The organism is Vibrio litoralis DSM 17657 (assembly GCF_000426765.1).
Taxonomy (GTDB): domain Bacteria; phylum Pseudomonadota; class Gammaproteobacteria; order Enterobacterales; family Vibrionaceae; genus Vibrio; species Vibrio litoralis.
This window is the reverse complement of sequence record NZ_AUFZ01000010.1, coordinates 1-14,626: the sequence shown is the minus strand read 5'-3', so window position 1 is coordinate 14,626 and position 14,626 is coordinate 1. Positions and strand designations below refer to the sequence as shown.

General features: G+C 42.4%; 10 protein-coding genes, 1 tRNA gene and 1 rRNA gene. 6 read left to right on the top strand and 6 right to left on the bottom strand.

Annotated features, from left to right (window positions below):
- Positions 1-577: 577 nt before the first annotated feature.
- From hemG to K358_RS0103205, 3 genes are read right to left on the bottom strand one after another with little or no spacing between them, the layout of a single operon-like run.
- The gene (gene hemG, locus K358_RS0103215; RefSeq protein ID WP_027695471.1) at positions 578-1,096 is read right to left on the bottom strand and encodes a menaquinone-dependent protoporphyrinogen IX dehydrogenase; all 519 of its coding nucleotides are present in this window, start codon (positions 1,094-1,096) and stop codon (positions 578-580) included.
- 6 nt (positions 1,097-1,102) lie between these two features.
- Positions 1,103-2,560: a TrkH family potassium uptake protein gene (locus K358_RS0103210; protein WP_027695470.1), complete on the bottom strand. Its 1,458-nt coding sequence runs from the start codon at positions 2,558-2,560 to the stop codon at positions 1,103-1,105.
- 45 nt (positions 2,561-2,605) lie between these two features.
- Positions 2,606-3,226, bottom strand: coding sequence for a YigZ family protein (locus K358_RS0103205; RefSeq protein WP_027695469.1), 621 nt, complete (start codon positions 3,224-3,226; stop codon positions 2,606-2,608).
- Between the two features lie 217 nt (positions 3,227-3,443).
- On the opposite strand from K358_RS0103205, the gene fadB reads away from it, so the two are divergent.
- Both fadB and fadA read left to right on the top strand, forming a co-directional pair.
- Positions 3,444-5,609 (top strand): fatty acid oxidation complex subunit alpha FadB, encoded by a 2,166-nt coding sequence (fadB, locus tag K358_RS0103200; RefSeq protein WP_027695468.1) that lies wholly within the window; start codon positions 3,444-3,446, stop codon positions 5,607-5,609.
- A 24-nt stretch (positions 5,610-5,633) separates the two neighbouring features.
- Entirely contained in the window at positions 5,634-6,803 is a 1,170-nt protein-coding gene (gene fadA, locus K358_RS0103195) for an acetyl-CoA C-acyltransferase FadA (protein ID WP_027695467.1), read from the top strand.
- A gap of 82 nt (positions 6,804-6,885) precedes the next feature.
- Here the strand turns inward: fadA and K358_RS0103190 are convergent, their stop codons facing one another.
- Positions 6,886-9,426, bottom strand: coding sequence for a class I adenylate cyclase (locus K358_RS0103190; RefSeq protein ID WP_027695466.1), 2,541 nt, complete (start codon positions 9,424-9,426; stop codon positions 6,886-6,888).
- Positions 9,427-9,676: 250 nt separating this feature from the next.
- Here K358_RS0103190 and hemC point away from each other — a divergent pair, with 250 nt between their 5' ends.
- From hemC to K358_RS0103170, 4 genes are read left to right on the top strand one after another with little or no spacing between them, the layout of a single operon-like run.
- Complete coding sequence (gene hemC, locus K358_RS0103185; RefSeq protein WP_038149611.1) at positions 9,677-10,612, top strand: hydroxymethylbilane synthase; 936 nt, start codon at positions 9,677-9,679, stop codon at positions 10,610-10,612.
- Positions 10,612-11,373: a uroporphyrinogen-III synthase gene (locus K358_RS17965; protein WP_051241152.1), complete on the top strand. Its 762-nt coding sequence runs from the start codon at positions 10,612-10,614 to the stop codon at positions 11,371-11,373. Before hemC ends, K358_RS17965 begins: the two co-directional genes overlap by 1 nt.
- Positions 11,363-12,460, top strand: coding sequence for a uroporphyrinogen-III C-methyltransferase (locus K358_RS0103175; protein ID WP_027695464.1), 1,098 nt, complete (start codon positions 11,363-11,365; stop codon positions 12,458-12,460). Before K358_RS17965 ends, K358_RS0103175 begins: the two co-directional genes overlap by 11 nt.
- On the top strand, positions 12,460-13,641 hold the full coding sequence (locus K358_RS0103170) for a heme biosynthesis protein HemY (protein ID WP_027695463.1): 1,182 nt from the start codon (positions 12,460-12,462) through the stop codon (positions 13,639-13,641). Before K358_RS0103175 ends, K358_RS0103170 begins: the two co-directional genes overlap by 1 nt.
- Positions 13,642-14,165: 524 nt before the next feature.
- On the opposite strand, the gene K358_RS0103165 is transcribed toward K358_RS0103170, so the two are convergent.
- Together K358_RS0103165 and rrf are read right to left on the bottom strand one after the other, a co-directional pair.
- Positions 14,166-14,256, bottom strand: a tRNA-Ser gene (locus K358_RS0103165).
- 56 nt (positions 14,257-14,312) lie between these two features.
- Positions 14,313-14,428: ribosomal RNA gene (gene rrf / locus K358_RS0103160) — 5S ribosomal RNA — on the bottom strand.
- Positions 14,429-14,626: the final 198 nt, after the last annotated feature.

The window sequence follows — 14,626 nt, the reverse complement described above, 5'->3', positions numbered from 1 at the left end:
CCAGCGTTCAATCTGAGCCATGATCAAACTCTTCAATTTAAGATTTTGTGACTCAACGAATACTGACTTCAAAACTATTCTTCTTAAAAGAAGAAGTAACTTTAAAGCTATTACCATTCCAACAGAATGGTAATGAATTGACTGTGCCAATTATTAGTAAACTAATAATCGATTTGGTCACTCAGTTCATTGAAATCATTGTTGCTTCCTCTCTTCGTTAAAAGAGACGAGCTGTATTGATTATCATCAACGAGTGCCCACACAGATTGATAGGTTTAAATTGTTAAAGAGCGTTGTTCTTATTGAAATCGCTTAGTGCGCCTCATTGAACAGGGCGGCCATTTTAGCGATTTAAAAGTTCGTGTCAAACACTTTTTTAAAACTTTTTTCGCAAACCTTTTTGAGAAGGTTTTGACCTCTGACTCGCTGCTGCCGTTAGGCTGTGTGCTCCGTGTCAGTGAGGGCGCATTATAGAGACCTGGCTCACATTGGCAAGGGCTTTTTTCACTTTTCTTTGATTTTTTTCTATTTCGAAGAAAAAAGCACCGAAAGCCGTGTTTTCTGTCTATTTTGTCTGCTATTCAGTAACCTTTTTGGCAAATAGAGCAACTTTTTCCCAGTCGGTATACTCAACTTCTTTGCTTGTATCCGTCTCACCATCTGTCATAGACATAATAAAACGAATCATCACTCGATCGAGCCATGAGTATCGTGGGTAATACAGTCCACCAGCGAACACACCAATATGTTTAGGTTGCCATGGTGAGCGCTTTAAAAACTTCTGGATATAGACACTCCCCTCTGGCGTATCCTTACCCGGTTTGCGAGCGGTTAAGTTAACACTATAGAAAGATGCACCCTCTGAGGTTAAATGCTCTTTATGCTGCTCGATAAATTGGTACAGCTTCTTATTAAAGTGACCATAACGAATAGATGCGCCAATAATGATGTTGCTATATAAACTCAGATCTAAATCATCAGCTTGGTGCAGATCAACCAATTCACAGCTATCGTTACCAATCTGTTCTGCCATAAACTGCGCAATTTTATGGGTTTGCCCTTCTCGGGTTGAATACAAAATAATAGTACTTTTCACGAAAACCTAACTTCTCCAAAATGTCGGTGTAAATAAGATAAGAAGTGTGAACACCTCTAGTCGACCAAATAGCATTGAAACAATAAGTACCCACTTGGCAGCATCATTAACATTAGCAAAATGTACAGATACCTCACCGAGCCCTGGCCCTAAGTTATTAAGCGTTGCTGCCACAGCGGAGAAAGCACTTAATTCATCCATACCTGAGGCGATGAGCCCCAACATACACAATACAAACACTAATGCATACGCGGAGAAAAATCCCCATACCGCATCGACCACCCGTTGCGACAGCGCTTTACCGCCTACTTTAATGGGGAAGACTGCCTTAGGATGGACAAGACGTTTTAGTTCGCGCCCTCCTTGCAGTGTGAGTAACAACACTCGAATCACTTTTAGGCCGCCCCCCGTAGAACCAGCACAACCGCCAATAAAAGAAGAAAACAGCAATAACACAGGAAGAAACAGCGGCCATTGTGAAAAACCTGTCGTAGTAAAGCCTGCTGTCGTAGAAATAGACACCGTCTGAAACAGCACCTGATCAAAGGTTTCAAATGTCGTTAAGTCATTACTATGTAAAAGCAAAATGACAAAACATAATAGGAACAACAAAATTTGGATCGTGATAAAGGCGCGAAACTCAGGATCTCGCCAGTAATATTTAGGGTGTACGCCCCCCGAAGCAAAAGCCGCAAAGTGCAGTGAGAAGTTACATGCTGAAATGAGTAGAAAGACTACCGTGATCATATTAATCACTGGGCTATTAAAGTACCCCATACTGGCATCATGGGTAGAAAAACCACCAATAGCAATCGTTGAAAAGCTATGAGAAATTGCATCAAACAAGCTCATACCCGCCAACCAAAATGCTCCAGCACAAGCAATAGTAAGACTTAAATAAATATACCAAAGCACTTTCGCCGTTTCAGCGATTCGTGGCGTCATCTTATTGTCTTTTACCGGCCCAGGGATTTCCGCTCGATATAACTGCATGCCACCAATGCCAAGGATCGGCAAAATGGCTACTGCAAGAACAATGATCCCCATGCCACCGAACCACTGTAAAAACTGTCGGTAGAATAATATCGCTTTAGGTAAGGCATCTAGGCCAACAATCGTAGTAGCCCCGGTGGTCGTTAATGCAGAAAAAGACTCAAAAAAAGAATCAGTCACTGAAATATTAGGATCATGAGACAACCAAAATGGCAACGCCCCTGCACTACCGATAACCACCCAAAATAAAACCACAATGAGGAAGCCATCTCGGGCTTTTAACTCTGATTTTTTATAGCGGTTGGGAAACCAACATAAGCCACCACAAAAGAACAACACAAAAAAGGTAGTCACAAAAGGCACACCGGCCCCATCCCGATAGAATAAAGCCACCAGCGCAGGTGCCAACATAGTGAGACTAAATAGCGCCAGCAATAAACCGACGATTCGAATAATTGAACGAAATTGCATATAGAGTAGAGAAGCTAAGCTTCCAAAGTCCTTTTAAAGTGGGGATCACATGTGTTTCGGTTTAATCTCAACCTTAGCGCCAGTTTTATTAACTAGAGTCAGTGTAAACACATCTTCATCCCTTATATCGATCTCAACCAGTAAGTCAATGCTCTGTTCAAACTTTGCATCAAGTTGAACCACTTGATACTGAGCCATAATAGATTGCACCAAAGACATTAACGAATAGTCTAACCCCAGCAGCAATTGGGTGGTGATCTTTTTCTCAATAGTTTGAACTTGCTTGAGAGCTTGCTGCACACCACCGCCATAAGCTTTCACTAATCCGCCAGTACCCAGCTTAATTCCGCCAGAATAACGGGTGACAACCGCCGTCATCTCACCAATTCCAGAACCAGATAATTGAGCTAATATCGGTTTCCCCGCTGTTCCGGACGGTTCACCATCATCACTAAATCCCCACAGTAACGAATCTTCTGGCCTACCGGCAACAAAGCCCCAGCAATTATGTCGAGCAGAAGCATGCTGAGTTTTTATCTCATCAACAAAGGCTTTCGCGCTTTCTATAGTCGGAGTGTGCGCAATATGAGTAATGAAAAGACTCTTCTTGATTTCCTCTTCAAATATCACCCTATCGATAGGGATTAAATATGGCTGCTCATTCATAACACACGACCTCAAAAATAAAGTGCCTTAGTCTAACACGTCATTTAACTGTTAATGGCCCACAAAATGACCTTGCGCACAAATTTCAAACAATTGTTTGAATTGTTATTGAAGTTAACAATTACACGATCAAGACTGTAACAACCTGGTCAAACCAGAGAAAAACGATAATAAGTTGCTCTACAACAATACCGTTTGTTCGTCATGGAGATAGACAATGATTTACCAACATACGTCCCTACACGTAAAAGAATTACAAGATGGTATCGCTCAGCTTACTTTCAGTACTGAAGGGTCCGTCAACACTCTCAATTCAAAAACACTCACCGCTTTAGATGAAGCGATTGATGCCATAAAAGCACAACCAAGCATCACCGGATTAATTCTAAACTCAGATAAAAGCGCCTTCATTGTAGGTGCAGATATAAAAGAATTCCTCGGCCTATTCGCTAAACCGGCAGAAGAACTCGATCACTGGGTGAAATACGCCAATGATATTTTCTGCAAGCTAGAAGACCTCCCCTTCCCGACCCTATCGGTTATCCGCGGCTTTGCGTTGGGCGGTGGTTGTGAACTGATTCTTTCTTCTGACTTACGCATTGGTGATAACACTGCTGTTATCGGTCTACCAGAAACTAAGCTTGGTATAATCCCAGGGTTCGGCGGTACGGTTCGTCTACCTCGCGTTATCGGAGCTGATAATGCCATGGAAATGATCGCCACCGCTAAACAACAAAAAGCCAATGAAGCAATCAAGCTTGGTCTACTCGATGCAATCGTAGATAGCGATCAACTAGAAGTTTCTGCTGTCACAACATTAAAGCAAGCTATCGACGGAAAAGTTGATTGGCAAGCGCGCCGCCAACAAAAAACCTCGGCGCTGTCTTTAAGTAAAATAGAAGCTTTGATGAGCTTTACCATGGCTAAGGGCATGATTTCAGCCAAAGCAGGCCCACACTACCCTGCACCGATTGCTTCAGTAAAAGCAATAGAAGAAGCATCAACCTCAAGCCGTGATGAAGCTTTAGATATTGAACGTAAATACTTCGTCAAAATGGCGAAAACGGAAGTGGCTCAATCCCTGATTGGATTATTCCTTAACGACCAATACATCAAAGGCATCGCCAAAAAAGCGGGCAAAAACTCACAAAAGACTGAACGTGCTGCGGTACTCGGTGCTGGCATCATGGGTGGCGGCATTGCTTATCAATCCGCATCGAAAGGTGTGCCTGTCTTAATGAAAGATATCGCACAAGCCTCTCTTGATCTAGGTATGACCGAAGCTTCCAAATTACTCAACAAACAACTGGAACGCGGAAAAATTGATGGCTTCAAACTATCAAAAATTCTCGGTTCGATTACGCCAAGCCTACACTACGCAGGTATTGAACAAGCTGATGTTGTAGTAGAAGCTGTGGTTGAAAATCCAAAAGTAAAAGCGGCGGTATTAGCGGAAGTGGAGCAACACGCGAAAGAAGACGCCATCATTGCCTCTAATACCTCGACCATTCCGATTAACCAGCTTGCGAAAGCAGTAAAACGCCCAGAAAACTTCTGTGGCATGCACTTCTTTAACCCTGTACATCGCATGCCTTTGGTTGAAATTATTCGTGGTGAGCACACGTCTGAAGACACCATCAATAAAGTTGTCGCCTACGCTGCGCAAATGGGTAAATCACCGATTGTAGTTAATGATTGCCCAGGGTTCTTCGTTAACCGCGTTCTGTTCCCTTACTTTGGTGGTTTTAGCCTACTAATGCGTGACGGCGCGGATTTCACACAAATCGATAAAGTGATGGAACGTAAATTCGGTTGGCCGATGGGCCCTGCTTATTTGCTTGATGTCGTGGGTATCGATACGGCACACCACGCACAAGCGGTAATGGCAGAAGGTTTCCCTGAGCGAATGGGCAAACAAGGACGTGATGCGATTGATGCACTATTTGAAGCCGATAAATATGGCCAGAAAAATGGCAGCGGCTTTTATACTTATAGCATTGACCGTAAAGGCAAGCCGAAGAAAACCTTTGAGCAAGATGTCTTAGCGCTATTTGAAGGCATCACAGCTAATAAGCAAGATTTCTCTGATGAAGAGATCATCAACCGCACTATGATTCCAATGATCAATGAAGTCGTACTCTGTCTGGAAGAAGGCATTATCGCCTCACCACAAGAAGCGGATATGGCTCTAATTTATGGTTTAGGCTTCCCTCCATTCCGTGGTGGGGTATTCCGCTACCTAGATAGTGTTGGACTACAAAATTATATCCAAGCAGCGTCTCAATATTCTGACTTAAGCCCAATGTATCGCGTACCGCAATTACTATTGGATATGGCAGAAAAAGGCGACACTTTTTACGCAAGTCAAACGGCTGCTGTTTAACGACTTTGGATAAGGAAAATCAAAATGAATAATGTAGTTATTGTCGATTGTATTCGTACTCCGATGGGTCGCTCAAAAGCCGGTGCATTCCGTCATGTTCGTGCTGAAGATCTATCGGCTCACCTGATGAAAGGGATCTTAAAACGTAACCCTCAGGTAGACCCAACTCAAATTGAAGATGTCTATTGGGGTTGTGTGCAACAAACTTTAGAGCAAGGCTTTAATATTGCACGTAATGCAGCGTTACTTGCTGGTGTACCTAAAAATGTCGGTGCGGTAACGGTCAACCGACTATGTGGTTCGTCAATGCAAGCCCTGCACGATGCTTCGCGCTCAATCATGGTCGGTGATGCCGAGATTTGTTTAATTGGTGGTGTGGAACACATGGGCCACGTACCAATGAACCATGGCGTGGATTTCCACCCAGGCTTGGCAAAAAATGTCGCCAAAGCTGCCGGTATGATGGGTTTAACCGCTGAAATGCTAGGTAAAGTTCATGGTATCAGCCGTGAAGCACAAGATGAATTTGGCGCTCGCTCTCACCGCCGTGCACACGCTGCAACGTTAGAGGGTCGTTTTAAAAATGAAATCCTGCCAACCGAAGGTCATACGGAAGATGGGACGTTAAAGCTATACGACTATGATGAAGTGATTCGTCCAGAAACTACCGTCGAAACACTATCTCAACTGCGCCCTGTGTTTGATCCTGCCAATGGAACAGTAACCGCGGGTACGTCTTCCGCTCTATCCGATGGTGCATCAGCTATGCTAGTGATGAGCGAAAGCAAAGCGAAGGAGCTAGGTTTACCGATCCGCGCACGCATTCGCTCAATGGCGGTAGCGGGTTGCGATCCATCGACCATGGGTTATGGCCCAGTTCCTGCTACGCAAAAAGCCTTGAAGCGTGCCGGTTTATCGATTGAAGATATGGGTATGATCGAGCTCAATGAAGCGTTTGCCGCACAAGCACTACCCTGTGCCAAAGATCTTGGTTTGCTTGATGTGATGGAAGAAAAAGTAAACTTAAATGGTGGTGCGATTGCATTGGGTCACCCACTCGGTTGCTCGGGCTCTCGTATTTCAACTACCTTGATTAACTTGATGGAAGCCAAAGATGTTCAATTTGGTTTAGCCACCATGTGTATCGGGCTTGGCCAAGGTATTGCCACCGTCTTCGAACGTGTCGATAACTAGATCACCCTAGTATCAACGAAAACAACAAGGGCCACTCAAGTCGAGTGGCCCTTGCCTTTTTATACACTTTAGAGCGAAAACACTATTTCACATACATTTCGCTGCTAGAGCAATTGGTTGTAGTACTACGATATGGCACCACATAACTATCACCACTATCAGGGTGAATAATCTGATAATACTGAGGTAGGTTGAAATTACACTTCGATTCCGATTCAAGCCCTTGGGTATTATTGGTATAAAAACGATTAACTGTTCTCACCATATCATCACGATTACCATCAAACTGTCGATACACTTCAACCCGGTTACTTTCATCTAATACATAGATATTAAAACCGTCATCATCGCCCTCAAAGAAAAACTGAATTAATCCTTCACTGGCGTAGGCATCAACCACATCTGGTGGTGGCAATTCCTGGCTTTTACCCACTTTAAGTAATGGTGAACCTTGCAGCTTATTAGTCGAAATACTGCTATAGAAATCAATCGAGTTTTCTAACTTCATCACCGATACACCGCGACGTTCAAAGAACAAGCCGTACATTTGGTCTGCCACTTTTAATACTTTAAAGCGGCGGCGTTTTTCATTTTCGACCGGTTTTAAACGTAACTCGATACATTCTGCCAGCAGTTGATACACCATATTACGCATAACACCACGCAGGTTTTCGCTATAACAGAAAACATCAACCGATTCCGGCGGCAGTGCGTCTTGGTGCATTTTTCCTAGAATGGTTTTTAACGCATCAATAATCGCGGTTTCACCAGAAAAATGCAGAGTACGGACTTCATGCCAAGAGTTGCGATAAACCAAATCAACACTAGAAACTAAGCATTGCTGCTCCGCTGAAAAACTAAATACATCGACATGATTTTTTAATTCATTCTTGAGCTGATTAGGCTTTAATTTAGCCGTAGGATCGCTTTCTAAATTGATAAAAATCGATAACTGACTCACTTCACAAGGACTGGCTAAAGCTTGCATCGTTGGCTGACGCTTACGCAACGAAAAAGTATTACGCAAATCACTGACCATTTGGTAGAGCTTATCGATATCAATATCCGCGTGGCGAACGACCTTTTCAAGGTGAGTGCCTTCGGTAATTAAGCCATTGAAAAATGCCCAAGCCACCAATTTACTTAAATATTGGTTATGCTCCAGCGGCGCTCTCCCTAAAATTTGATAAGGATCGAGTGATTGTTTATATAAATACCAACCGGCTTTATTCACTCGATCTTCAGGAACTTGAATAAAGGTTAAATTTGGCTCATGCAGATCGGGGGAAATTTGAGTATTGAGTAGAGTCACTTTCCCCGGCAGTGTTTCAAAAGCTGCATAAAGCTTTCTCGCTAAGATGCTGATATCTTGCGGGCTGATCGCAGACGTGATGTCATGGCGACGAGCAAATTGAATCAGGTTGCGGTAGCTCAACATTAATGCATCAAGCAATTCATGATGCACTTTTTTCACTTGTTCAACTTTCCAATGACGACGGTTATCAAGTTCTTCGATTAACTCATCACTCCAACCCCACTTCGCCACGAGATCTTGCAAGGCAGAATGACGCCAAGCAACAAAATTCGCTCCCGGTTCACGGGATAGTTTTTCATGGGTTTTAAGATAAAAACAACGTCTTACCAATTCTAAACGGCGCTTATCACCAATTCTTTCTAGGTACTGAGTCACTTTTTCCAGCATCAGATAATAGCTATCCATGCCGTACTCTTTCTGCTCATGAGCAAAAAAACGACGCTTGGTATCAACACTTAATAGCTGAGGATGTGGATATTCCCATGAATACGACTCAAGCAAGATCGCTTTTAGAACCGATTTATATGGAGAGTCGATACTTTTATACAACTGCCATAGGTTAGAGCCAAAGTACTCTTCTGCTGGAATATGATGCAGTTGACCAAAATCCATCCACTGCGAGCAATCAATATGACCACTGCTACAAATCTTTGCTACGTATTCGTCATAGCACTCTTCCATCTCTGGAGGCACTATTTGCCATAACAAACGCTGTCCAGCGATACGCACCGCTGAACGATAGAATTCATCAAGTAATAATAAATGCTGAGAAGAACCACAGTTATCACCGGTCATTTCTTCTGACTGGTTGGTACGAAAACGAGTCTCATCCATTAAGAAAAAGTTCGCTTCCACTCCTAGGCTTTGTGCCCATTCAGTCACTAATAAGCATTTATTGATTAATTTAGTTCGCTCATCCAACCCCATGGTCGGTGAAATACAAACCCATATATCCAAGTCACTCGATGAGCTTTGTCCAACAGAGGAAGTACTACCCATAGTATAAAGGGCGAGAATATCGGCAGAATTTGAAGAAGGCTGTACTAGGGTGGATAAATCGAGATTTTCATCAAAATCAAATTCTTGCAGAGCTTGAAGCTGAGCATGGCTGAGAGAGAAGTCACACACACCACAAGGGGTAAGTTCTGAACTAAAGCCAGGAAGACCAGGGTGATTAAAATGCAATAAAACGGGAATAAGATGAAAAACTTGCTGGCTTTGCTTATCCATAATAGACAGTGCCCGCTCAACCCTTTGCTGGTTCAGCTTATCTAATCTATCTATTAATATAGTGGTATATGCTTGCAAGATAACATCCTAACGACACAGAAATAAACGATGACACTTAAATCAATATAAGTCTAAAAACGTGATCAATTTAACACTTTTTTAGCGATGGGTAAACATTATACAATTTGATGACACATACCACTTTAGTCCTGTATCAGCTAATTCAAATTATTATCTCATTTCCTAAAAATAACAGCCATCAAAGTAAGTTTTTAATACAATGAATGGTAGGATTAGAGATAAATATTAAGAAATAAAAGGTCACTTTATGTCAACCACACCCATTCGTATCGCTACTCGTAAAAGCCCTTTAGCACTTTGGCAAGCCTATTTCGTGAAAGACGCCTTGCAACAAGCGCACCCAGGACTAGAAGTCGAGCTTGTTACCATGGTGACCAAAGGCGATATTATTTTAGATACACCGCTAGCAAAAGTGGGTGGTAAAGGGCTTTTTGTTAAAGAACTAGAAGTTGCCATGCTAGAAGGACGTGCAGACCTTGCGGTTCACTCAATGAAAGATGTGCCGGTTGATTTCCCAGAAGGCTTGGGTCTAGTGACGATTTGTGAACGTGGCGATCCACGCGATGCCTTTGTTTCTAATCACTATCAAAATATTGATGGCCTACCACAAGGCTCAGTAGTCGGCACTTGTAGTTTGCGTCGTCAGTGTCAGATCAAAGAGTGTCGCCCTGATATTATCATTAAAGATCTACGCGGTAATGTAGGTACACGTTTAGGTAAATTAGACGCTGGTGAATTCGATGCCATCGTTCTAGCGGCAGCTGGTCTAAAGCGTTTAAACCTTGAAGAACGTATTCGTAGCTTTATTGAACCTGAAGAATCACTACCTGCGGTAGGCCAAGGTGCGGTAGGCATTGAATGTCGACTCAATGATGATCGCTTAATCGAGTTACTTGCTCCGCTTAACGATGTAGATACGACTGATCGCGTGTTGTGTGAACGAGCAATGAACCTAACACTACAAGGTGGCTGCCAAGTTCCTATCGGCAGTTACTCGTTGTTAGATGGTGACCAGATTTGGCTTCGAGGCTTGGTCGGTGAGCCAGATGGTAGCTTAATCGTACGTGGAGAGATCAAAGGCCATAGACAAGATGCAGAAAAACTAGGAATTCAACTGGCAAACCAACTGTTAAATGATGGAGCCAAAGAGATCCTAGAAAAACTCTACTCTGATCACGATTAATGAGTACGGTTTTAGTCACTCGTCCAGGGCAGGATGGTGAGGCGCTATGTTTAAGTTTGCAACAACGGCAAATTAACAGCCTTCACCACCCCCTAATCAAACTGACACAAGGCCGAGACTGCACATCACTAATCGATGATCTTTCTCGGTCAGATATCGTGATTGCTGTTAGCCAATATGCTGTGCTTTGGGCGCAACACACTCTTCAACTCACTCAACAAAAATTTCCCACCACGCCACTCTATTTTGCTATCGGCAATAAAACGGCAGAATGTCTGCAACAATATACTCAATCACCCGTCATTTCCCCTCAAATAAGTGACAGCGAACACTTACTGGACTTACCAGCTTTGAAGTTAGTGAAAAACAAGCGTATTTTGATACTACGAGGCAATGGCGGTAGAGAGTTAATACAACAAACATTACAACAACGTGGCGCAGAGGTTTATTACAATGAAATATATCGTAGAGAGTCATTGCCCATAGACGCTGTAAACCAATGGAAGCAATGGAAAATGCAAGCTGTTTCTCACTTAGTTATCACCAGTGGTGAGCAACTTGCATTTTTTATGTCACAAGTACCAAAGCAATATTTACCTTGGGTAATCCAATTGAAGCTTTACGTTCCTAGCTTACGAATTCAACAACAAGCAAAAGAACTCGGTTTTTCACATATAATCAATACAGGAAGCGCTGCTAACCCTGTTTTATTGGATAGCCTCAGTAAGACATTTACCACAGGACAGAAATATGACAGATAATCATAATAATACCAATGACACCATGGCTGAGGTAAGTGCTTCGACTCAAGCTAAGCCGAACAAAAATAAAGGCCAAAAGCGCGCGACCGCTGCCATTATCCTTGCGGTATTACTTACTGGCTCAGTGATCGCTTTCGAAGCCTATCAATACACCCAAAGCCAACAAACCATTAATCAACTAAAAGTCCAAGTTAATCAGTTAAATAGCCATCTCAATCAACAACTAGAAACTAATCAAGCAACCATTAAAAAACAAGCGACAACTTTGCAGCACAAACTTGAAACTCAAGCCGAACAACAAGGCAAAAGTATCAAAAGTCTGCAGCTAGCCATCACGGATATCAAAGGCCGCAGCCCTAACGATTGGCTACTCGCAGAGGCGGACTATTTAGTCAAAATGGCTGGGCGTAAGTTATTTTTAGAGCATGATGTTGAGTCAGCAACCCAATTAATGATTTCAGCCGACCAAAGAATTGCGGCGCTCAATGACCCTAGTCTGGTTACTTTACGAGAAGCAATGACCGATGATATTACCCAATTAAAATCGTTACCGGTTATCGATAAAGAAGGATTAATCCTCAAGCTGATCAGCCTACAAAAAGAAATCGATCAACTACCTTTAGCGAACGCTTTACTACCTAAAGAGGAAAAGCAGCAGCAAGAAGTCGTATCTGAGGATATTAATGATTGGCAAACCAATTTAATGACATCATTAAAAGACTTTGCCGGTCACTTTATTACCTTTAGAACTCGAGAAGGTAACACCACACCACTCCTATCTCCCACTCAACATTTTTACTTAAAAGAAAATGTAAAAGCGAAATTAGAAACCGCAATTAAAGGAGTGTACGCGGAAAATAACGATATTTATCAAACATCGCTCAATGTTGCTCAAGAGTGGTCGAGTAAATTTTTCAATCAACAGTCCATCAAAGTAAAAGAGTTTGAGAAAGAAATCAGCCAACTACAAGAAAAAGATATTACTGTCGATTACCCAATTAAACTTAAAGCTCAGCAACCTCTAACCGATCTGATCTATGAACGTTTACGCCGCTCAGTTTCAACGGTTGGACAAGGAGATAAATAATGTTTCGTATTGTTTTTCTCTTCATCGTTTTAGGCTTAGGGCTTTTCGCTGGAACCTTGTTCTCCGATCAGCAAGGTTACGTTTTAATTTCGTTTGCCAATACCACAACCGAAATGAGTGTGACGACACTCGTCATCTTTGTAATTGCGGCACTCGCCGCGCTATTTTTACTAGAATTCATTATCAAACGAAGCTTGCGAGCAACCAGCGCCACCTGGAATTGGTTTAGCATTCGCAAGCTAAAACGAGCCCGTCGCTATACCAATGAAGGTATAATAAAGTTACTAGAAGGCGATTGGAAAGCGGCTGAGAAGAAAGTCACTCGTTGGGCGAACCATCATGATATGCCATTACTTTGCTATCTAATCGCATCAGAAGCGGCACAAGGAATGGGTGATGACGCGAAAAGAGAAAAGTACCTAGCGTTAGCAGAACAACAAGCAGGGTATTCTCTAGCCGTTGAAATGACTAAAATTCGTCAAATGATCCGTAATCAGCAATACGCTGATGCGCATAGTCAGCTTGAACATTTAAAAGGTCGTTACCCTAATAACACCATAGTGCTTAGTCTACTCAAGAAAACTTATATTGGATTAGAACTATGGGGAGCGTTAGATGAATTACTACCGCGCTTAAAGAAAAGTAAGCTAATTTCAGATGAAGAATATCATCAGCTTTTTTATCAAGCACAATTGGGAAAAATGAAAGAAGTCGGCTCTCAACAAGGCGTTGAAGGACTATTGTCTTATTGGGCTCACCTTCCTAAAAAGCTCAAGCAAGACGACAGCGTAATTCAACTAATGGTTGAACAACTAATCTTACATAATGGTGATTCGGAAGCCTATATCATTTTGCGTGATTCAATAAAGCAGACACCATCAAATAAACTACTGCCTTTAATCACGCAAGTTGATCTGCCTGACACTCACCCGGCAATAGTAATGCTGGAAGGGCTTGCAAAAAAACAACCTAATAACCCTGAGATAAATAGCACATTAGGCCAGTTATATTTACGAGAGCAAAGATGGCAGGAAGCACAACACGCATTTGAAGCAGCCCTTCAGCAACGAGTCAGCATATCCGATTACTCTTATCTAGCAGATGCATTGGAGCAACAAAACATGAAACAAGCTGCAGGTGAGGTATCTCGTAAGGCGCTATCTTTGATAGATAAAACTTAATTTATCTAAGCCTAAACACACTAAAGCCAACAGCTTAAATTCGGTGTTGGCTTTTTTATTGTCCGAATATCCCCCTATAAGAAACCATTCAAAGACTCCAAACCAACCCCTTAATACCAAGCTCAATAACTAAATAAGTGGAATCAGAGACTATCCTTACAAGTTAAGGTGAGTATTTACTTATTCACTTGATATGAGTCGACGGGTATAAGAATACCGACCAACTGTCATTTTGAGTGGAAGGTTAAGGAGACTCTCATAAGGATAAGAGTTAGTAGTAGCTACTAAACCAATATGCCAGCCAGTTACAGCTAGTTCATTAGTGGGTACTGCTCAGAATAATACCAACAATATAACGGTTCTAAAGAGGTCTTCCCTGCAGAATAAGAAGGTAGAGTGAAACTTCTGTTCCATTACTAGAATACATCTAGGCACAATCTTGTGATGACTTTCGTTTTGCCGCTCAATTCTATAATCACAGATAGCAAAAAACCCGCTAGATAACTAGCGGGCTTTCTTAATAATGGCGGAGGGATAGGGATTTGAACCCTAGAAGAGCTATTAACCCTTGCCGGTTTTCAAGACCGGTGCTTTCGACCACTCAGCCATCCCTCCACAAATTGTCATTAATGGTAAACCAATAATGTTCGACTTTTCAGTCTTAATTTAAAGCCTGGCGATGTCCTACTCTCACATGGGGAAACCCCACACTACCATCGGCGCTACTTCGTTTCACTTCTGAGTTCGGCATGGAATCAGGTGGGTCCAAAGCGCTATGGTCGCCAAGCAAATTCTTTTGTTAAAACATCATTTATGATGCTTTAACTTAATTCGGAAAGCTGTTCGTTCTCACACTCATTCAAGTATCAATCTGTATTCTTTTCTATTCAGTCCAACCAAAACCCTTTAGGTGTTGTATGGTTAAGCCTCACGGGCAATTAGTATTGGTTAGCTCAACGCCTCGCAGCGCTTACACACCCAACCT

What these genes read in the sequence shown, in the direction of transcription:
- fadA (WP_027695467.1), top strand. Translation starts at nt 5,634, where the DNA reads ATGAATAATGTAGTTATTGTCGATTGTATTCGTACTCCGATGGGTCGC.
- K358_RS0103175 (WP_027695464.1), top strand. Translation starts at nt 11,363, where the DNA reads ATGACAGATAATCATAATAATACCAATGACACCATGGCTGAGGTAAGT.
- K358_RS0103210 (WP_027695470.1), bottom strand. Translation starts at nt 2,560, where the DNA reads ATGCAATTTCGTTCAATTATTCGAATCGTCGGTTTATTGCTGGCGCTA.
- hemC (WP_038149611.1), top strand. Translation starts at nt 9,677, where the DNA reads ATGTCAACCACACCCATTCGTATCGCTACTCGTAAAAGCCCTTTAGCA.
- K358_RS0103170 (WP_027695463.1), top strand. Translation starts at nt 12,460, where the DNA reads ATGTTTCGTATTGTTTTTCTCTTCATCGTTTTAGGCTTAGGGCTTTTC.
- K358_RS0103205 (WP_027695469.1), bottom strand. Translation starts at nt 3,226, where the DNA reads ATGAATGAGCAGCCATATTTAATCCCTATCGATAGGGTGATATTTGAA.
- fadB (WP_027695468.1), top strand. Translation starts at nt 3,444, where the DNA reads ATGATTTACCAACATACGTCCCTACACGTAAAAGAATTACAAGATGGT.
- K358_RS17965 (WP_051241152.1), top strand. Translation starts at nt 10,612, where the DNA reads ATGAGTACGGTTTTAGTCACTCGTCCAGGGCAGGATGGTGAGGCGCTA.